Here is a 20,422-nt window from a genome sequence, read left to right on the forward strand (position 1 = left end):
TCATTAAAAATGAACGCTGTATTGGTGCCATCGTGCGATTACAATGAATAGAAAAGACAGCGCTTACGTCTGTGCATTAACTCAAGGGGGACGAATTGCTGATGATTACAGAGAACTTACCGAAAATCATGTACGGAGGAGACTATAACCCGGAACAATGGCCATCCGAAATTTGGGATGAGGACATGCGGCTGTTCCAGATCGCCGGCGTTGATATTGTCACGCTTAACGTTTTCTCGTGGGCGCTTAATCAGCCGGATGAGAAAACGTATCGCTTTGACTGGCTGGACGAGATGATGGATAAGCTTCATGCACAGAGGATCAAGGTTTGCCTTGGCACATCGACTGCGGCACACCCAGCATGGATGGCGAAGCGGTATCCCGATGTCACGTTAGTCGAGTATGACGGCCGCAAGCGCAAGTTCGGCCGCCGGCATAATTCTTGCCCGAACAGCCCGACTTTCAGACTATATTCGGAACGGATGGCACGTAAGCTTGCTGAGCGCTATAAGGATCATCCTGCCTTGCTGCTGTGGCATGTAAATAATGAATACGGTTTGAGATGTTATTGCGACAACTGCGAGAAGGCGTTTCGCGTATGGCTGCGCGACCGGTACGGCACGCTCGAAGAGCTGAATCGCGCTTGGTATACACGTTTCTGGGGCCATACGTTTTATGATTGGAACGAAATCGTGCTGCCGAGTGCACTCAGTGAGCACCTAAGCTCGAGCAATGCGGATGATACCGCCTTCCAAGGCATTTCGCTAGACTATGATCGCTTCAATTCGGATGCCATTCTGGACTGCTACAAGCTTGAACGGGACGCCATCAAGGAAGTAAATCCGGATGCGGCTGTGACTACGAACTTTCAAAGTAACGGCACCTATAAGCCGCTAAATTATTTCAAGTGGGCGAAGGAACTGGATGTTATTGCGCTCGATATGTATCCAGGAGACGACATGACTCCAAGCCAGATGGCGATGCGCTACGATTTAATGCGAGGATTGAAAGGCGGAGATCCGTTCTTGCTGATGGAATCGTGTCCGACTCAGCTTAACTGGCGCCCCCGCAATGCAGTGAAGCGTCCTGGCGTAAACCGTCTTTGGAGTCATCATGCCATCGCTCGTGGTGCGGATGCGGTGATGTACTTCCAACTGCGCCGCTCGCTCGGCGCATTCGAGAAGTTCCATGGAGCTATGATCGATCATGCCGGCCATGAGAACACCCGGGTATTCCGGGAATGCGCCCAGATTGGCAGCGAGCTTCAGCAGCTTGGTGATACGTTGATTGGCGCGCGCTCTGATGCGCGGGCGGCGATCGTGTTCGACTGGGATAACTGGTGGGCAATCGAGCATTCCAGCGGACTTACCGTGGATCTACGCTATGTCCATGAAGTAGAGAAGTATTATGACGCCTTCTACAGTCGGAATCTACAGGTTGATTTCATTAGCGTGGAAAGGGATCTGGCTAATTATGAGATCGTGGTTGCTCCGGTGATGTATTTGCTCCATCCGGGCTATGCCGCACGTTTGGAGCATTTCGTGGAGCAGGGCGGTACGCTCGTTACCACAACATTTAGCGGCATCGTGAACGAAAGCGATCTGGTTACGCCTGGCGGCTACCCTGGGGAGCTTCGCGAGCTGCTCGGGATATGGGTGGAGGAGATCGACGCACCGATGGAACATCAGCGAAATCGCGTCGTCATGACATCGCAACTTGGCGAGTTGGAAGGCTCGTACGATTGCGGCGTGCTGTGCGATGTCGTTCATGCGGAAGGAGCTGAGTCGTTTGCCGTATTCGAGCGCGACTTCTACCAAGGATTCCCTGCTCTTACTCGCAATCGACGCGGATCAGGCGAAGCATGGTACGTAGCGACCTCGCCGGAGTCATCTATGCTGAGCGGACTGATTGGGCATTTGTGTGAAACGCGTGGCATTCAGCCAGTGCTGGCTACGCCTTTCGGTGTGGAGGCGTCCGTCCGTGTCAAAGACGGAAAAGAATTCCTGTTCTTGCTTAATCATAACGAGGATGCGGCCGAGGTTCAGCTAGGTGCAGGCACCTATGTTGATTTGTTAAGCGGCACTTCTCATGAAGGTAGGCTGCAGCTTGCCGCACTAGATGTCCAGATATTGGAAGCCGCTAATGCGTAAGGGATGAAGTGCTATATCATACACAATGACAGGGGAGTTTAACCCATGAGAGACAATACAGGCGGCAATCGCATGAAATTGTGGTACCGTCAGCCGGCTGATGATTGGGTCGAGGCGCTGCCGGTTGGCAACGGCCGCTTAGGCGGCATGGTCTATGGCGGTATCAAGCGAGAGCAGATTGCGCTCAACGAGGATACTCTGTGGTCAGGCACGAAGCGAGACGGAGAGCGTGAGGAGCCGTTGCGTTATTTGGAGGAGAGCCGTAGGCTCATTTTCGCAGGCCGCTACAGTGATGCCCAAGCGATTATTGAAGAGCATATGCTGGGGCCGGCGGGCAATGCGTTCCAGGCCATGGGCGATCTGGAGATCGTTATGAGCCATCCTTCCTCAGTAGAAGATTATCGGCGGGAGCTTGATCTGCGTACCGGGCTGTTCCGGACCGAATATGTGTCAGGTGGCGTGAGCATACAAAGAGAGGTGTTTGCGTCAGCCGTTGATCAGGTGATGGCGGTGCGGTTCGAAGCCGACCGTCCGGGAGCAATCGGATTGGAGGCGGCGCTTACCAGCCGGCTTAATTACAGCGTTGGGAAATTTGGAATCGATTGCATCATCCTGACTGGTGCAGCGCCAAGCCTGCTGGACCACGAGAAAGAACAGTCGGAAGATACGGTCGTCTACGAGGAAAATAAAGGCATCCAGTTCCAGGTTCATCTTCAGGCAATCCTTGAGGGTGGAAATGTCGAGACGCATGGCGGAAGGTTAGTCGTAAAGGGAGCAGATGCAGTAACGCTGTTGCTTACCGCTGCGACCAGCTTTAACGGCTTCGACCACGATCCCGCTCTCGAAGGGGTGGATCCACGGCCACGTTGCGACGCATGGCTGAACGAAGCGGCGAAGTTGAGGTACGCCGAGCTGCGGGAACGCCATATTGCGGACATCTCTACCTACTTCGATCGCGTGACATTTGAGCTTGAAGCGCCAAGCCGCGATGACATCCCAACTGACGAACGGATTGCGGCGGTACTGGCTGGTCAAGCGGACGAGCGGCTTACTGAACTGTTCTTCCAGTTCGGCCGCTACCTGATGATAAGCGCTTCGCGTCCCGGAACGCAGGCGACAACGCTGCAGGGCATTTGGAATAACATGACGAAGCCGCCATGGTCTTGCAACTATACGACGAATATTAATACCCAGATGAACTATTGGCTGGCTGAAGTCTGCAATCTCGCGGAGTTTCATGAACCGCTATTCGATTTGCTGGAAGATCTGCGAATCGCCGGATCGCGTATGGCAAAGGCTTATTATAACTGTCGGGGATGGGCTGCGCACCACAACATTGATCTGTGGCGTAATACGAGTCCTTCTCAAGGTTCGGCAAGCTGGGCTTTCTGGCCGCTTGGCGGCGTATGGCTGTGCCAACATTTGTGGGAGCATTATGCTTACGGCGGAGATAAGAACTTCCTAAAGGGCAAGGCTTATCCGATTATGAAGGAAGCAGCGTTGTTCTGCCTCGACTACTTGGTGGAAGATGGTGAAGGTAATCTCGTCTCGGTGCCGTCTACGTCACCAGAGAATACCTTCATTGCACCCGATGGACAAAAGGCTGCGGTAAGTATGAGCTCGACGATGGATATAGCACTTATGCGCGAGCTGTTCACGAACTGTATGGAGGCTGCACATGTATTGGAAACAGATGCTGCGTTCAGACAATCGCTGCAGGATGCGCTGAAACGGCTGCTGCCACTTCGTATCGGTCAGCATGGTCAATTGCAGGAATGGTATCGCGATTTCGATGAAGCGGAACCGGGACATCGCCATACCGCCCATTTGTACCCATTGCATCCGGGAAATCAGATTACGGTTCGCGGTACGCCAGAACTGGCTAAAGCTGCCCGTGTCAGCCTAGATCGCCGCCGTGTGTATGAAGGCGAGGATACAATCGGCTGGTGCTATTCCTGGAATATTAGTATGTACGCGCGTCTGGAGGATGCGGAGATGGCACATTCGTATTTGACGAAGCTGTTGGGCAATCCATTCCCGAACCTATTCAATGCGCACCGTCATCCGAAAATTACCTTCTATCCGCTCACAATTGAAGCCAACTTCGCTGCTTCGGCAGGCATCGCCGAACTGCTCATGCAGAGCCATGCCGGCGAACTGCATTTGCTGCCTGCACTCCCGAAGGCATGGCCTTCCGGCCGGATAAGAGGCATTCGCGCTCGCGGCGGTTACGAGATTGATCTGGACTGGGCGGACGGAAAGCTGCAAAGGGCAGTTATCCAAGCTTCACAGTCTGGACGCTGCCAAGTGCGTACAGCAGTGCCGATTACGATTGAAGTCGCAGATTGGGAACAGGTAGAAGATGGCGTGTTCGCGTTCACGGCTGAAGCTGGCCGAAACTACACGATCACTGCTAACGTTTCACACACTAGTTCCAATAGTTCGTAGACCTAATGAACTATTCATGATATTCTTTTGTGGGTATTTTTGGGAACCATTCAGCTTTTGTCATTTTCCACCTATAGATATGTCATGAATACCACATAATCTGACAACAAAAATGATGTAAAGTGAGAATAACAAATCTTTTTTGGGGATGTGTTTCTCAATGACTGAGCATGGACAGAAAAGTGAAATCAGAGAACATCACAAGAAAGCAATTAACTATCTAGTGAATCGGATTGGGCAGGATTCCGAGTACTTGGCTGTGATTATTGCTGGCTCTGTCGCTAAAGGAAACGCACGCGAGGATTCAGATATTGATTGTTATTTGGTTGTAAAGGATGAGACTTTCCAGGAACGAAAACAGCGTGATCATTTGTTTTATTATGCAGAAGAGGGTTGTGACTACAAGGGTGGTTATTATGACGGGAAAATAATCAATTATGATTTCTTGAAAGCGGCGGCAGAAAAGGGGAGTGAGCCGACTCGTGCCTCATTTGAAGGAGCCTTTGTCGCCTTTTCTCGAATACCCAACTTGGATGAGCTTGTTAGTCGTATTCCCGTATATCCTGAAGATAGTCGGGAGAGAAACTTCAAGGACTTTTTTGCTCAAGTGGAGTTGTATGGGGGATATTTTGCCAATCGAGCGTTAGCATTGAACAACACATATTTATTATCGCATGCTGTTAGTCAAGTTGCGTTATTTGCAGGACGATTAATTCTTACTTATAACCGTATACTCTTCCCATGCCATAAATCAATGATGGGTGCATTGGAAAAGGTACATGACAAACCAGTATCTTACATGGTACTGCAAGATGCGATGCTGTCTATGCCGAACAAGGGAACGATAAGCGCATTCATCGGGTGCATTCGTTCCTTCCATGATTGGGGAATAACACCGCATGAATCTGTCAGCCGCTTTATCGTAAACAACGAATGGAATTGGTTGGATGGTGAGCCTCCCATCAGTGATCGTTAATACATATTAGGTTACCTGTTAGCGATGTTATTAATTTAGTTGTTGAACTGTAATTCATTAGGCCTGAACTTCGTTTCGGTTGCCAGACAATCGCATTAGAGAGGAGAATTTTTCATGAATGACGAAGTACTGCGGGAGGTGGACCGAATTTATGGATAAAATTTGGTTTCAGCAGCCGGCTTCCGAGTGGAACGAAGCACTGCCGATTGGGAACGGCAGACTCGGAGGTATGGTTTTTGGCAAGGTTGCCAAGGAAAAGATTCAATTGAACGAGGATTCGGTCTGGTATGGAGGACCGAAGGAGCGCAACAATCCGGATGCTCTTGCGCATCTTCCGCAAATTCGCCAATGGATTACGGAAGGGCGAATTCGCGATGCCGAGCAGCTTGCGGTGATGGCACTTTCCGGCGTCCCAGAGGGGCAGCGTCATTATATGCCGCTTGCTGATTTGACGTTGGGCTTCGAAGGGCACTCCGGAGTGATTGAAGAGTACCACCGTGAACTTGACTTAAGTACGGGGATTGCCTCCGTAACCTACCAGACGGGCGGTATTCGTTATAAACGCGAGATGCTGTCCAGTCACGTCGATCAGGTATTGACGATTCGGCTGGAAGCAGATACGCCCGGCGCATTATCCTTGACCGCGCGTCTTATGCGGGGCGAGAAAAACAAGTATGCGGAACAAATTGGCAAGCTGTCCGATCACGCAATTGCCATTCGCGGCAATTGCGGCGGGGGCGGCTCCGAATTTTGTGCAGTGCTGCACGCGGAAGCTCATGGAGGTGTCGTCCGTGTGATCGGCGAGCATTTGATTATTGATCAAGCTGACAGTGTGACACTTTACCTGGCGGCAGCGACCTCATTTCGTTATGAGGATCCGAAGGCGCAATGCGTAAGACAAGTGGAGGAAGCATCAGGGAAAACGTACGCACAGTTAAAAGTTGAGCATCTAGAAGACTTCGGACGTCTGTATGACCGAGTTTCATTCAAGCTGCAATCCGGAGTGGGAGAGGCTGTAGATTTGCCAACGGACAAGAGGTTGGAGCGAATTCGGGAAGGCGGCGAAGATTCCGGGATCATTCCGCTCTATTTTCAATATGGCCGGTATTTGCTCATTTCCAGCAGCCGCCCGGGCTCCTTGCCCGCCAATTTGCAGGGGATATGGAATGATAAAATAGAGCCGCCATGGGACAGCAAATATACGATAAATATCAATGCACAGATGAATTATTGGCCTGCAGAAACGTGTAATTTGTCGGAGTGCCACGAGCCGCTGTTCGATCTTATTGAACGAATGCGGGAGCGCGGAAGGAAAACTGCGCAAACCATGTATGGCTGCAGAGGGTTCGTCGCACATCACAATACGGATATTTGGGGAGATACTGCTCCGCAGGATATCTATATCCCAGCAACGTACTGGCCGATGGGAGCTGCATGGCTGTGTTTGCACCTGTGGGAGCATTTCGAATTTAGCGGCGACCTCGAATTCTTGCAGCGCGCTTATGAAACGATGAAAGAATCGGCGTTATTCTTCCTCGACTACTTAATGGAAACGCCGGACGGCAAGCTGGTGACCTGTCCATCTGCTTCCCCGGAAAATACCTACGTGATGCCGAGTGGGGAAAGAGGCTGTCTCACGATGGGACCGTCAATGGATAATCAAATTCTGCATGCTTTATTCTCAGCTTGTATTCGGGCAAGCGAATTGTTGGAAACAGAAGATTCCGTGCGGGAAGAATGGATACATGTCCGCAGCCGGCTTCCAGAACCGAAAATCGGCCGTTACGGTCAACTTCAAGAATGGCTGGAGGACTACGAAGAGAAGAAGGCTGGGCATCGGCATATCTCTCATTTATTCGCCCTTCATCCTGGCAATCAAGTGACTGTCAGAGGGACACCTGATCTGGCTGAGGCTGCGCGCAAAACACTGGAGCGCCGACTTGCGAACGGAGGCGGGCATACCGGTTGGAGTCGAGCGTGGATCATTAATTTCTGGGCTCGTTTGGAAGACGGCGAAGCAGCCTACGAGAACATCATGGCGCTGTTAGGCAAATCGACGCTGCCGAACCTGCTGGATAACCACCCGCCGTTTCAAATTGACGGCAACTTCGGGGGAACTGCCGGGATCGTGGAAATGCTGCTGCAAAGTCATACKGGTGAGCTTCACTTGCTGCCGGCATTGCCGGTGGCATGGTCTGACGGAGAAGTGAAGGGACTGAGGGCACGAGGCGGCTTTGAGGTAGATATCAAGTGGAGGAGCGGCAAACTCGAAAGTGCAGAGGTACGTTCGCTGCTTGGAGGTATTTGCCGTCTTAGGACCGGTGACGAAGTTCGTATAGTTGGGGTTGAACCCTTGAAAGATGTATTGATAGACGATCAAGTGGTCGTGTTTAACACTACTTCGGGTATGGCCTATGAAATCGTGTCGATCCATCCTTAAATGCGTATAGAAAAAGAGCTGCTCACCATGTAGTCCATACATGTGACGATAGCTCTTTTTTGTTGGACTAATTTCGCTCAAAGGGTAAGTCTGCGACTTCGCTTTCAAATTGGTAATGTCCTGAAGTAACTCGAAGTACGCCATATCCAGCTTCATAACCGATGATTTCGATGCCTGAGGCTGCTTCAATCTTTGAACCGTTTTCTGTAATCCTATCCATGGCAAATGTAGGGACATAGACGTCGGCCGTACAGTTTGCAGGAATACGCACGTGTAACGTCAACTGAGTTTGATTATAGCGTTTCCATTCAACACCCATAGTTCCGACAAGCAACTGGTGCTGAGCCTTGACTTCTTCTAAGCCAACAGGTATCGATGGTTTAATCGTCAACGTAAAGCTTTGGAAATCGGGGTCATATCGATAATCGATGCCGGCTAAGCCGGCATAAAACCATTCTTCCAAATGACCGAGCATAAAATGGTTTTGTGATTTGCCAACAGTTGGACCGTCCCAGGCTTCCGTTAATGTCGTTGCGCCATGTGCGATTTGATAGCCGTAGCTTGGATGATCAGTTTGTCGGGTCATTTCGTAAATGATGTCCGAACGGCCATTCAGCGCGAGTGCAAGCAGCACATAACGATGCCCCACATCGCCAGCAGTCGTATGATAACCATGCAGTCGTATGTCTTCAATTAGATGAGAGAGTACGGTTTCCTTATATTGATCATCCACAAGTCCCAGTGATAGCGGCATGGCGTTGGAGGTTTGACTGCCGGTGGCATATCGGGAAGTTTCCTGGTTAAAAAATGCGTTATTAAACGCCGATTTGATCTTATCCCGTAAGTTCATGTATTTGATGGCGTCCTGCTTGTTGTTTAACAAGTTTGCGATTTGCACAAAAACATCAACGAGATGGTAATACATCGCTGTTTCCGTGTGGGGGACAGGTGTGTTTTGGGCGAACCCAGGTCCATTTTCCCCAACATCATACCAATCTCCTAGACCTTGATGGACGATGAATTGATCGGAGCTCTCCGTCACATAATCGATGTACGCTTTCATACCGTCGTAATGCTCGGTTAAGATCCGAGTATTGCCGTACAGCCGAAACAGGTTCCAGCCTGTCAACACGTACGCACCGCCCCAAGAAACAGAATCGCGGAAGCAGCGCCATTTATCGGAAAATACAACATATTCAGGTGCCGTCGTCGGCACCATTCCGTTCGGCAATTGGGCATCTCGGATATCTTCCATGACTTTCGTTAATAAAGCTTCTACCTGATAATTGAATGCCACAGAGGGACCCATTAAATGGATTTGTTCCAGCCATCCGAGCTTTTCTCGATGCGGACAATCCGTAAAGAGACTTTTCATATTGCTGAGAATCGCTTGATTAATCATTTCGTGTGTCCGGTTCAATATAACATCTGAGCATTCAAAATGACCTGATAATCCCGTATCTGGATAGATCATTTGTCCCTCCAAGCGGAGCAGTGAAGGAATCTCTGCAAGGGGAGCGGACGAATCGACAGGAATAGCGCCCTCGATTTGTACATAACGAAAACCGTAATAGCTGAAACGCGGCGACCAGATTTCCTCTCCGTCTCCATTCAGGATATAGGAAAACTTGTAAGGGGATCCTGTCCACTTTTGATTGGCGGTACCGTCTTCCTTCAACAGTTCTGCCGGGGATAAAGTAATCTTTGAATCTTTCTGGCCTCTAATAGATATGTCAACCCATCCAGAAAAGTTTTGCCCGAAATCGGCGACGTATACGCCTGGACTAGGTTGTGTTATGTTCAATGGTTTGAAGGTGTGCATCACTTTCATTGAAGAAAGTGCTTCCGACTTAAGCTTACCAAGAGGTGGATCAACTTCTGCTGCGTATCTCCAATCATCGCTTTCCGTGTAACCGGGCAGATCCCAACCCGATGGATTACGACGAGCATCATAATCCTCCCCCCCATAGATGCAGGAAAAGGTGATAGGTCCTTCTGCGATCCGCCAGTCCTGATTAGTGGCAATTGTGACCGTCGTACCGTCGGTATAGGTGATTTCAAGCTGTACCAAACATGTTGGGGTACCGAAGGAATGTTTAAATTTCGTGTAACGGCCACCCGTGACATTGAAAAATCCGTTTCCGAGCATCACACCCACCGCATTGTCACCTGTATTCATTTCATCTGTCACATCATAGATGTTGTATAGGCAGGTCTTGTCAAAGTTTGTCCACCCCGGCGTTAGCACATGATCGCTGACTTTATTTCCGTTTAAGCGAAGCTCGTATTGTCCCAAGCCGCAGATGTAAGCTCTTGCTCTTTTCACACTTTTCATTAGTTTAAAATCATATCGGAACAGCGGAAGCGCCATACGTTCGAACGACTCTCCATCCCATTCTCCAATCCAACGAGCTGCCCAATCAGACTCATGAAGAAGTCCCATTTCCCAATACGAAGCTGGGCTTTCTACCATCTGATCGTCTTGATTCCAAAATTGAAGCTTCCAATAATAGCGAATGCGAGATTGTAGCGGAGGACCTTCATATAAAATATGCACGCTTTTCCTGCTTGCAATTTTACCGCTGTCCCATACGATGTGCTGTATATTTTCTTCAGTGGTTGACACTATGATTCGGTAGGCAGTTTGCATTTGCGAGCGAGTAAGACTGGATTTGTAGCTCCAGCTGAAAGCAGGGCGTGTCACATCGATCCCGATCGGGCATCTTTTGCCTTCCACAAACATTTCATCCAGTTGCATGGGCAGGGTCTCCTTTGAAAACATCATGCGAGGCAGCCACACTGATCGTACGGAACTCTTTTCCCCAGTTTTTTGTCGCATCGCCTTCCTTAGAAGGTCGGCAGGAGCAATAGAAGTGATATAGCACGCCATGATGCGTAATGACAGACGGCTTATGCGCAAAAGAAGAGTCAATCGTTCCTTCTTCGCCTACGCGAATGATCGGCTCCGGATATTTATCCCAATGTAAAAGGTCTTTCGATAAGGCAATTCCTTCTTGTGCTTGCTTGTAATTATAGCCAAAGAAATACATGATCCATTGATCTTTATCCAGTAAGACACAAGGGTCACTGACAAAACCGGAGTCCCATCTTTCCGGAGAGACACGTAGAATCGGGTTATGCTCGTATCGCTGCCACGAGGTGAGGTCAGTTGAGAAAGCAACGCCCGTTTGTTCGAGCCATTTTCCCTTATTTGCGTTTTTGGCATTATAAAACAGGTAGAACGTACCTTCATGTTCAACAAGACATTCCTTGTATAAACCTCCTTTTTCCCAATCTGCGCCTTCTTCCGGGGTTAGAATTGGATCAACGTATCTGTGCCACTCCAGTAGTTGTTCATCTTCCGACCATGCGATTCCGATTTTGGCCGAACCTTCTTCGTACCCAAAATCAGGGTAGGCATGATAGAGCAGCCAATATTTGTTGTTCCATTTCTTAAGCACCGGAGGAGCATCGATCTTATTTTCCTTCAAAATCCATGTACCTGCTATATTTTTCGAGTCCCAGACTGAACCTTCATTTCGCCGTAAAATGACACTAAGGTGCTCCCACTCTAACAAGTCTTTGCTGGTGGCCAAGGCTGTTTGATAACCCGTACCGTCAAATCCTACGTACATCATGTAAAACTTTTCATTATGTTGAAAGACGAAGGGGCAATCAACTGCCCGTTCATCAAAGTGACCGGGGATTCCGGATCCTATAAGCACCGGTTTACCCAATTTATAAGGCGTTACATAGGGCTCAATATTCATGGTATTCAATCTCCTCATCGGTTTGTAGAACTTACGACAGATGCCACATATTGTAAGATTACTATCACACCTATTCCTACTCAGGGRGGGATTGAATCCGATATATAGGTCGATTGCATCTTCAAACTACAGCTGCATTGACATCGATTGTAAGCGGGCGTAGGATGAGGGAAATTGTGGGAATTTTGTTCAAAAGGGGGACTCTTATGAAAGAAGGTTATGCATTCAATCCGTTCATGTTCCAGACGTCCGGCAGCATTGTCGTCGGTCGTAATGTCATTGATCAATTGATTCCTCGAATCAAGTTGCTCGGCGAATTTCGGCACGCCGTGATCGTTACGCAACCTTCAATCGTAGCGCTCGGGGTAATTGAACAAGTTGCACGTGAGCTAAAACAAGCCGGTATATCCAGTCGTTATATAACAGAAGTGAAACCGGAACCGACGGTTGACAATATTCGCTCCGTATTCAGCAGCATTTCTGCTGAACCTGTAGATTTGTTGATTGGTATAGGAGGGGGAAGTGTTCTCGACGCTGCAAAAATATTTTCCGTTTTACTGACGAATCCAGTTGACGTGAAGAATCTGATTGGGACCGATCTTGTTTCGCAATCTGGCATCCCGACAGTACTTGTACCAACGACTTCTGGGACAGGTTCGGAAGTAACGCCGAATGCCATTGTAAGTGTTCCGGAAGAAGAGTTAAAGGTTGGTATTATCAGCAGGCACTTGCTGCCCAAGCTGGTCATCATTGACCCTGTTTTGACGATAGGCTTGCCGAAATCGATCACGGCTGCAACGGGAATGGATGCGTTTACGCATGCTTTGGAATCATATATATCCAACAAGGCTAATCCGATAAGCGACATGTTTGCGTTGGAATCCATCCGTTTGATTGCAGAAAGTCTGGTTCCTGCATATCATAACGGTTCGGATCTTGAAGCGAGGGGGAAAATGCTGCTCGGGTCCATGTACGGCGGCATGGCGTTGAGCGCGGCTGGCACAGCGGCCGTTCATGCGCTTGCATATCCACTCGGAGGCAAGTTCAATATTTCGCACGGAGTTGCCAATTCGATGCTGCTGCCCCATGTTATGGCCTTTAATCAGGATGCCATAGCAGATCAGCTTAGAAAGGTAGCTGGGGTCATGGGGCTGCATGTTGGGAAGATGGGAGGGAAAGAGTCCTCCGATAGGGTGATCAAGCAGATTTTCGAATGGACTTCAGAGATGCGTATCCCGCAAAACTTGCGCGAGTTTGGCATTTCGGAAGGAGATGTGGATGATCTGGCGATCGCTGCATCCAAGGTTACTAGGCTTTTAACAAATAATCCGAAACCGATGGACTTGGCGTCGATTAAAACCGTGTATCGGAAGCTGTTCCCTTAATAGAGGGAGAGTGTCTGCCTGGATTAGACGTGTTCGAAGCACGTGTTGCTGACCAAATCGCTGGGAGGTTACCGCAATTGAAAATTGCCGTTATTGCCGATGATCTTACGGGAGCGGGGGATACAGGCGTACAGTTTGCCAAGCAAGGGCTGCATGTAACTGTACTTTTACAGTTCAAGGCGGGAATGGAAGCGGTATCAGAGCAGGATGTACTCGTATTTGACACCGACAGCCGATCCCTGAATGCCGAAGCCGCCTACCAGAGAGCTGTTGAGGCATCGAGGTGCGCTCAGGTTTTCGGAGCGGATGTTGTTTTCAAAAAAATTGATTCCACCTTGCGCGGAAATCTGGGTTCGGAAATTGATGCCGTGTACGACACCTATCGTCCCGACTTCGTAGTCATCGCTGCTGCTTATCCCGAAGCCGGACGTCTGGTTCGCGAGGGCAAATTGTATGTTCATGGAACGCCGCTGCATGAAACTGAATTCGCAAGCGATCCGAAAACACCGGTAACCGAATCCTATATCCCAGAATTATTGCGTAATCAGACGAAGCAGCCTGTCGAGGTCATCCCTCGCAAGATACTAGCGGAGGGAAGAGATGCGTTGGAGCTCGTGTTGCAAAATTGTCTCTCCAAAGGTTTTCGGTATTTGCTTGTAGATTCTGACAATGATGATGATTTGAAGCGTATTGTTTCCCTGGTCGGGGAGACATCGCATTCGGTTGTTTGGGTGGGTTCAGCTGGTTTGGCACAACAATTATCAGTTCAATTTGAAACTTTAACGCAGCCATCGCCAAAAAAACTAGTGCAACCAAACGGTCCGATACTTACAGTGATCGGCAGTGTCAGTTCTCGGTCACGCCGTCAATTGGACGTCCTTCTCAGCCAACCGAATGTGCGGGGCATCCGCATGGAGGCTTATCGCCTCGTATCTTGTAAAGCCGAAAGAGAGCACGAATTGGTGAATGCAGTGGAAGAAGCAGAAAAGGCCATACATGCAAACTATCATACGGTGTTATATTCGTCAGGTGACCTGGAAGCTATACGACTCGCACAGAATACCGGCGCACTAAATGGCATGACTGCGCAAGAAGTTAGTGATGCGATATCACGTGCTTTAGGCGAATCCGTGTCCCGTTTGATGACTCGTAGCAGAATTGGAGGCATCATATTGACCGGTGGCGATACAGCAAGGCAAGTATGTTCCTTTCTACAAGTAAACGAATTTCGGGTGCTTGACGAGGTGGAAAGCGGGGTCCCGATTGGATGCCTTGTTTCAGATGAACATCTTCTGGCGGTAACCAAAGCAGGGGGATTCGGATCTGACCAAGTATTGCTGCGAGCGTTGGAATTATTGAATGGAGGATTGAGTACAAGATGAAACCAATAATAGGAATCACGATGGGCGATGCATCAGGCATCGGGCCTGAAATCATCGTGAAAGCTCTCCACCATCCTCAAGTATACGAAAGCTGCCGTCCGCTAGTGATTGGAGACCCGGTCATGTTGGAACGTGCACTTCACATTGTGAAAGGTACAGCTTCCATTCATATCATTTCGAGTCCTCATGACGGGCGTTATGAATACGGCAGCATAGATTGTTTGGATTTGCGCATGCTCGGTCCTGACCTCTCATTCGGTAAAGTATCCGCCGAAGCGGGACATGCTGCTTACGTATTTGCTGAGAAAGCAGTGGAATTGGCTTTGGCTCGGCAAATTGACGCCATCTGCACAGCCCCTTTAAATAAAGAGGCTCTGCATAAGGGTGGCCACCTTTATCCGGGTCATACCGAAATATTAGCCGGGCTCACACATACCGAAGATTACAGCATGATGCTCACAGCTCCAAAGCTGAAGGTTATCCATTTAACCACACATGTCGGACTGATTCAAGCCATTGAGTTGATCAATCCGGAGCGGACGTACAAGGTAATCAAGCTGGCACATGAAACGTTGCAGAGGGCCGGAAACGACAAACCTCGTATTGCGGTTTGCGGGATTAATCCGCATGCTGGAGAGAATGGTCTGTTCGGCAACGGAGAGGAAGAACAAAAACTGATTCCAGGTATCAGATCAGCAGCTGAAGAGKGTATCAACGTTACCGGGCCGTATCCAGCTGATACGCTATTTTATCGAGCTGTAAAGGGGGACTTTGACATTGTGGTCGCTTGTTATCATGACCAAGGACATATACCGATCAAAGTACTTGGTATTGAAGCCGGCGTGAATATCACAATCGGTTTGAAGGGAGGAATCATTCGCACCTCTGTCGATCATGGGACGGCCTTTGACATTGCAGGTAGGGGAATAGCGGATGATAGAAGTATGTTGGCCGCGATCCGCGCTGCGGTTGAGCTTGCGCCAAAACCGATAGATAACCTTTCCTAAGGCATGTAATGTGGTCATTTAAAATCCGTTCCTAACAAGGAGAGATTCGATGTTAAAGCCAGCAGGTATTATCCCCGCTATGATTACGCCTTTTGATGACAATCAAAAGATCAACGAATCGGCATTGCGACTATTCGTTCGCAGGTTCATCGCCGCTAACGTCCATGGTCTGTTCTGCCTCGGTACCAATGGAGAGTTCTTTACGCTGACAATGGAGGAAAAGTTACGAGTTGCCGAAATTGTCATCGAAGAGGCGCAGGGACGCGTTCCAATTTATGTAGGCGCAGGGTGCGTAGGAACGCAGGAAACGGCTCAGTTAGCTGCACGTCTTGAACAAATGGGGGCCGACGCTTTATCCATCATTACACCGTATTTTTTAACATTTACACAGCAAGAGTTAATTGGACATTTCCGAACGGTTGCGGAAGCGACGAAACTGCCTATTCTCCTATATAACATTCCGGCGCGAACCGGCAATACCCTCTTACCCAAGACGGTCATGGAGTTAAGCAAAGTACCTAACATTGTCGGCATTAAGGACAGCAGCGGAAGCTTTGATAACATCTTGCAAGTTCTGGAACTGTGCGATCCGGATTTCGCAGTACTAGCCGGGACAGACTCACTCATATTGCCGACGCTGATGGCAGGCGGTCATGGGGCTATCGCAGCTACGGCCAATGTATTCCCGGAAGTTGTCAGGTCCATTTACGATTTATGGCTGCAAGGAAAAACGGAAGAAGCCGAATTGTCGCAGCGTAAGCTGCGTGCGCTGCGTAGTAGCTTCTCGTTGGGAACACTGCCTTCCGTTTTGAAGGAGGTTTTGAACATGCTCGGTTTGCCTGCCGGAGAACCGCGACTGCCGGTTCAACCTCTCTCTCCGACTGCTAAAGCGGAGCTGAAAACCGTGATGGATCCCTATGTGAGCGAAGGTGTCATTAAATGATCAGGAAGAGGTGTTGATGATAATGGAAGTTAACATTCCGAACGGCGTATGGCCAACGATGCTAACCCCTTTCACGAATTCCAACGAAGTTGACTTTGAAGCACTAGGGGAGCTGGTCGAATGGTACATCGACCAAGGTGTTCACGGCCTATTTGCGGTCTGTCAATCGAGTGAAATGTTCTACTTAACTTTAGAGGAGAGAGTACGGATCGCACGGTTCGTCAAGGAAAAATCGAACGGCCGATTACCTGTCATCGCTTCCGGCCATATATCAGACGAATTCGAAGAGCAAGTGAATGAGCTTAAGCGGATGGCTGACACCGGGGTTGATGCAGTCGTACTGGTTAGCAATCGATTCGCCGGTCCGGAAGAATCGGACGAGGTATGGTTGAAACGTGCAGAACAGTTGCTCAATCGCGTGCCGGATGTGCTGTTTGGTATTTACGAATGCCCTTATCCGTATAAAAGGCTGATGAGCCCGAAACTGCTTAAATGGTGTGCAGATACAGGCAGATTTGGGTTTCTCAAGGACACAAGCTGCGATATGAAACAGATTGCCGAGAAGATCGATGCTGTAAATGGAAGTCCATTGAAAATATTCAATGCAAATTCCGCGACTTTACTAGCATCGTTACGTTTGGGTGTGGCTGGCTTCAGCGGTGTGATGGCTAATTTCCACCCTGACTTGTATGTGCGTCTTTCGGATTGCGGGGACTTGCAGTCTGAAACTGCAGAAATGATTCAGGCGTTTATCGGACCAGCGTCATTAATCGAACTTCAGATGTATCCTGTTAATGCGAAGTATCATCTGCAACAAATAGGTTTATCCATAGCGTTGCACTGCCGGACCAGAGATGCAGGTGCTTTCAGAGAAAACCAAAAATCGGAAGTGAAGCAGCTGGGTAGGCTGTATCAACTATTTAAGCAGCAGTTACCGGCAAAACAAAATGTAACTATTTGAACAATAAAAAGGAGATGCTACAGTGCCATTTAAAACAAAGGACAAAATTGTATTTATAGGTGATAGCATTACGGACAAAGGCAGAAAAAAAGACCCCTTAAAATTGGGCTCGGGCTATGTTCGGCTGTTGCATGATTATCTCACAGCGTTATACCCTAAGTTGTCGCTAAAGATCATCAATGAAGGCGTATCGGGAAACCGAGTGATTGATTTAGAAAAAAGATGGAGAATGGATGTCTTGGATCATCAGCCGCAGTGGATTTCAGTTTCTATCGGGATCAATGATGTTTGGCGGCAGTTGGATTCGCCGGATGCGGAGCAAGTATACCCTGACAAGTTCGAATCCGTATATCGCAGTCTGTTAGAGCAAACCAAACAATTACCTAATTGTCGTGTGATCCTCATGCAGCCTACAGTCATCAAGGAGTATCCTGATTCTACAGGAACCCGTTTACTTAAGCCCTATGTTGATATTGTCAATCGACTGACAGAAGAATTCAATGCCATCCTTGTGCCGACACATGAAGCCTTTCTGAATTTCTTGCAATGTGAAATAGGTCAGGATTTAACGACGGACGGCGTTCATATGAACACGCTTGGGGATATGTTGATGGCTACAACTTGGCTGAAGGCGGTTACTGGCGTTCCTAATCGAAATTAATGCACACGATCATTCAAACTTCAGACTGCATGCCATTCATCATGGCTGCAGTCTTTTTCATGACATTTTTTCAAGAAAAACGCGGTGAGGTGGAGGGCGTCGCCTATAAAATAGGTGAATTCGCCCTATAACCGAAAGTTGAATTTTAGATACACTTGACTCAAGAAACCCGCTGAAGGGAATCTGTCCATAGGAGATGAGGTTCTTGAAAGTTTCTGATCTGAAAACGGAATACTCTGAAAATCCGTTAGGCCTAGTAACGACCGTTCCACGTTTAAGCTGGATCCTGAAATCGGAAGCATACAATCAGTTCCAATCTACGATGTAACATCGTATCTGGGTAACGGAACTATGGCTCTAGGTGCAATCCTAGGGACCGGATGGTACGCCGGCAACGTAGGCATGTTTGGACCAAACAAATATGGCGATAATCCCTATTTGCTCCTTGAACTGCATATCGAATATGAAGACGGTTCTACTCAAATCGTTGTGTCCGACCAGTCATGGAAGACAATGGCAGGTCCAGTCTTGTATTCGGATTTACTTAAAGGCGAAAGCTTTGATGCTCGTTTGGAGCCAAAGGGATGGAGCTTGCCAGGCTTTGACGATGATGCATGGGAGTCACCTAGTATCTTTGAAAGATATGAAGGGGTTCTGACCCCACAAGTAGATCCTCCTGTTCAAGTCATGAAGGAGATGCTGCCGGTCAGCATGAAGAAAACTCCGCGCGGCTCCTATCTGTTTGATATGGGACAAAATATGGTCGGCTGGGTGCGTCTTCAGATTGAAGACGGACAAGAAGGTCAACTCGTTACCGTCAGCTGCGCAGAAATGTTGAATGAAGACAATACGTTATACACGATAAACCTTCGTGAAGCCGTTCAGCAGGAGACCTATAGGAACATCAACCAATCAATCCGTTTACAGCGCCGGTTCAGGAAGCTATACATTCATTTCCCGGTGGACGGTTATTCCGAATAAAGGAGAGAGACGATGACATTTGAAGTTGAGAAAACAACAGGAGACAGTGAATGGTTCACCCATGACCGTTTCGGCATGTTTATTCATTGGGGATTATATTCATTAGCAGCTAGACATGAATGGCTGCAATCCCGCGAAAAATTGAGCGGGGAACAGTACAGTAATAAATATTTCAAACGATTTGATCCGGATTTATACGATCCCGAGCTTTGGGCTCAGCTTGCATCCGATGCGGGCATGAAGTACTTTGTAGCGACAACAAAGCATCATGAGGGCTTTTGCTTATGGGACAGTAAGCTTACCGATTATAAAGCAACGAATTCTCCCGCAGGGCGTGATGTGCTAAGACCTATGGTAGATGCGTTCCGTAAACGTAATATGAAGGTAGGTTTATATTATTCCTTGCTCGACTGGCATCATCCTCATTATACGGTTGATCCTAAACATCCGCTTCGCTTTGATCCCAATCATATCGCTGGGAATAATCGACTAGACTTCACTAACTATCGAAACTATTTGTATGGACAAACGAAGGAATTACTGACGGATTTCGGTCAAGTGGATCTGTTATTTTATGATTTTTCGTTCCCAGAAGAAAACGGTTTGGCGGGCAAAGGCAAGGACGATTGGGGCAGTGAAGAGCTGGTCAAAATGATCCGCATCCTACAGCCGAACATTCTATTGAACGACCGATTGCAGGTGGGGGGCGATATCACAACCCCTGAACAATATATGCCGACCAAATGGGTTCAGGTAAACGGAAAGCGTGTCGTATGGGAAACTTGCCACACCTTTAGCGGGTCGTGGGGCTATCACCGGGAAGAAGAGTCATGGAAAAGTGTCGAATTGTTGATCAAAATGATGATTGATACTGTCAGTAAAGGCGGCAATCTATTATTGAATGTCGGCCCAACTGGCCGCGGTGAATTCGATGAGCGTGCCGTAAATCGGTTGAAGGGAATAGGTGAATGGATGAAGCGGCATAACCGCTCCATCTACGGATGCACACAAGCGCCGGAAACATTCGTGTGCCCGGATGATTGTCGGTTAACATACAATCCACAGTTGAATCGCATGTATGTGCATGTGTACAGCTGGCCGTTCAAAAATATCCATCTTCACGGATTTGCTGGAAAAGTAGAGTATGCACAATTCTTAAACGATGCGTCCGAAATTAGATTTAAGCAAGGCTTTGTGCAAAGCGGTATTGAAAACGGAGCCTTCAAAGAAGGTCGAGATGAGCATACCGTGACGCTATCGCTGCCTGTCAAGAAACCGAATGTGACCGTTCCGGTCATTGAACTATTTTTGAAATAAG

Annotated in this window: 15 protein-coding genes; 13 read left to right on the forward strand and 2 right to left on the reverse strand. The window is 48.5% G+C overall.

Annotation, left to right across the window (positions count from 1 at the left end):
- Window positions 1-101: 101 nt before the first annotated feature.
- The 4 genes from AB4114_RS15215 (at window position 102) to AB4114_RS15230 (ending at window position 8,014) form a co-directional block, all read left to right on the forward strand.
- Window positions 102-2,150 carry a beta-galactosidase gene (locus tag AB4114_RS15215; RefSeq protein WP_441989187.1) on the forward strand — a complete coding sequence of 683 codons (2,049 nt, stop codon included), beginning with the start codon at window positions 102-104 and terminating at the stop codon, window positions 2,148-2,150.
- A 45-nt stretch (window positions 2,151-2,195) separates the two neighbouring features.
- Window positions 2,196-4,598, forward strand: coding sequence for a glycoside hydrolase family 95 protein (locus AB4114_RS15220; protein ID WP_441989188.1), 2,403 nt, complete (start codon window positions 2,196-2,198; stop codon window positions 4,596-4,598).
- A 160-nt stretch (window positions 4,599-4,758) separates the two neighbouring features.
- Complete coding sequence (locus AB4114_RS15225) at window positions 4,759-5,574, forward strand: nucleotidyltransferase domain-containing protein (RefSeq protein ID WP_441989189.1); 816 nt, start codon at window positions 4,759-4,761, stop codon at window positions 5,572-5,574.
- A 151-nt stretch (window positions 5,575-5,725) separates the two neighbouring features.
- Window positions 5,726-8,014 carry a glycosyl hydrolase family 95 catalytic domain-containing protein gene (locus tag AB4114_RS15230; protein ID WP_441989190.1) on the forward strand — a complete coding sequence of 763 codons (2,289 nt, stop codon included), beginning with the start codon at window positions 5,726-5,728 and terminating at the stop codon, window positions 8,012-8,014.
- Between the two features lie 67 nt (window positions 8,015-8,081).
- On the opposite strand, the gene AB4114_RS15235 is transcribed toward AB4114_RS15230, so the two are convergent.
- On the reverse strand, window positions 8,082-10,772 hold the full coding sequence (locus tag AB4114_RS15235; protein WP_441989191.1) for a family 78 glycoside hydrolase catalytic domain: 2,691 nt from the start codon (window positions 10,770-10,772) through the stop codon (window positions 8,082-8,084).
- Window positions 10,759-11,784 carry a family 43 glycosylhydrolase gene (locus AB4114_RS15240; protein ID WP_441989192.1) on the reverse strand — a complete coding sequence of 342 codons (1,026 nt, stop codon included), beginning with the start codon at window positions 11,782-11,784 and terminating at the stop codon, window positions 10,759-10,761. The genes AB4114_RS15235 and AB4114_RS15240 overlap by 14 nt, the downstream gene beginning before the upstream one ends.
- Before the next feature lie 206 nt (window positions 11,785-11,990).
- Between AB4114_RS15240 and AB4114_RS15245 the strand changes: the two genes are divergently transcribed.
- The 9 genes from AB4114_RS15245 to AB4114_RS15285 all read left to right on the forward strand — a co-directional run bounded on the left by AB4114_RS15245 (window position 11,991) and on the right by AB4114_RS15285 (window position 20,421).
- Window positions 11,991-13,169: an iron-containing alcohol dehydrogenase gene (locus AB4114_RS15245; RefSeq protein ID WP_441989193.1), complete on the forward strand. Its 1,179-nt coding sequence runs from the start codon at window positions 11,991-11,993 to the stop codon at window positions 13,167-13,169.
- A gap of 77 nt (window positions 13,170-13,246) precedes the next feature.
- On the forward strand, window positions 13,247-14,551 hold the full coding sequence (locus AB4114_RS15250; RefSeq protein ID WP_441989194.1) for a four-carbon acid sugar kinase family protein: 1,305 nt from the start codon (window positions 13,247-13,249) through the stop codon (window positions 14,549-14,551).
- Window positions 14,548-15,558, forward strand: coding sequence for a 4-hydroxythreonine-4-phosphate dehydrogenase PdxA (gene pdxA, locus AB4114_RS15255; protein WP_441989195.1), 1,011 nt, complete (start codon window positions 14,548-14,550; stop codon window positions 15,556-15,558). The genes AB4114_RS15250 and pdxA overlap by 4 nt, the downstream gene beginning before the upstream one ends.
- A gap of 49 nt (window positions 15,559-15,607) precedes the next feature.
- The gene (gene dapA / locus AB4114_RS15260; RefSeq protein WP_441989196.1) at window positions 15,608-16,501 is read left to right on the forward strand and encodes a 4-hydroxy-tetrahydrodipicolinate synthase; all 894 of its coding nucleotides are present in this window, start codon (window positions 15,608-15,610) and stop codon (window positions 16,499-16,501) included.
- A gap of 16 nt (window positions 16,502-16,517) precedes the next feature.
- Window positions 16,518-17,462 (forward strand): dihydrodipicolinate synthase family protein, encoded by a 945-nt coding sequence (locus tag AB4114_RS15265; RefSeq protein ID WP_441989197.1) that lies wholly within the window; start codon window positions 16,518-16,520, stop codon window positions 17,460-17,462.
- Between the two features lie 22 nt (window positions 17,463-17,484).
- The gene (locus AB4114_RS15270; RefSeq protein ID WP_441989198.1) at window positions 17,485-18,123 is read left to right on the forward strand and encodes an SGNH/GDSL hydrolase family protein; all 639 of its coding nucleotides are present in this window, start codon (window positions 17,485-17,487) and stop codon (window positions 18,121-18,123) included.
- Between the two features lie 205 nt (window positions 18,124-18,328).
- A complete protein-coding gene (locus AB4114_RS15275) occupies window positions 18,329-18,451 on the forward strand; it encodes a hypothetical protein (protein WP_441989199.1) in 123 nt (40 codons plus the stop codon).
- Window positions 18,452-18,474: 23 nt separating this feature from the next.
- Window positions 18,475-19,104, forward strand: coding sequence for a family 78 glycoside hydrolase catalytic domain (locus AB4114_RS15280; RefSeq protein WP_441989200.1), 630 nt, complete (start codon window positions 18,475-18,477; stop codon window positions 19,102-19,104).
- A gap of 12 nt (window positions 19,105-19,116) precedes the next feature.
- Window positions 19,117-20,421 carry an alpha-L-fucosidase gene (locus tag AB4114_RS15285; protein WP_441989201.1) on the forward strand — a complete coding sequence of 435 codons (1,305 nt, stop codon included), beginning with the start codon at window positions 19,117-19,119 and terminating at the stop codon, window positions 20,419-20,421.
- Window position 20,422 lies beyond the last annotated feature (1 nt).

Origin of the sequence: Paenibacillus sp. 2RAB27 (genome assembly GCF_052115445.1) — a bacterium.
GTDB lineage: Bacteria > Bacillota > Bacilli > Paenibacillales > NBRC-103111 > Paenibacillus_E.

Coding starts and splice junctions, on each gene's coding strand:
- AB4114_RS15215 (WP_441989187.1), top strand. CDS start 102: ATGATTACAGAGAACTTACCGAAAATCATGTACGGAGGAGACTATAAC.
- AB4114_RS15220 (WP_441989188.1), top strand. CDS start 2,196: ATGAGAGACAATACAGGCGGCAATCGCATGAAATTGTGGTACCGTCAG.
- AB4114_RS15225 (WP_441989189.1), top strand. CDS start 4,759: ATGACTGAGCATGGACAGAAAAGTGAAATCAGAGAACATCACAAGAAA.
- AB4114_RS15235 (WP_441989191.1), bottom strand. CDS start 10,772: ATGCAACTGGATGAAATGTTTGTGGAAGGCAAAAGATGCCCGATCGGG.
- AB4114_RS15240 (WP_441989192.1), bottom strand. CDS start 11,784: ATGAATATTGAGCCCTATGTAACGCCTTATAAATTGGGTAAACCGGTG.
- AB4114_RS15245 (WP_441989193.1), top strand. CDS start 11,991: ATGAAAGAAGGTTATGCATTCAATCCGTTCATGTTCCAGACGTCCGGC.
- dapA (WP_441989196.1), top strand. CDS start 15,608: ATGTTAAAGCCAGCAGGTATTATCCCCGCTATGATTACGCCTTTTGAT.
- AB4114_RS15265 (WP_441989197.1), top strand. CDS start 16,518: ATGATAATGGAAGTTAACATTCCGAACGGCGTATGGCCAACGATGCTA.
- AB4114_RS15280 (WP_441989200.1), top strand. CDS start 18,475: ATGGCTCTAGGTGCAATCCTAGGGACCGGATGGTACGCCGGCAACGTA.
- AB4114_RS15285 (WP_441989201.1), top strand. CDS start 19,117: ATGACATTTGAAGTTGAGAAAACAACAGGAGACAGTGAATGGTTCACC.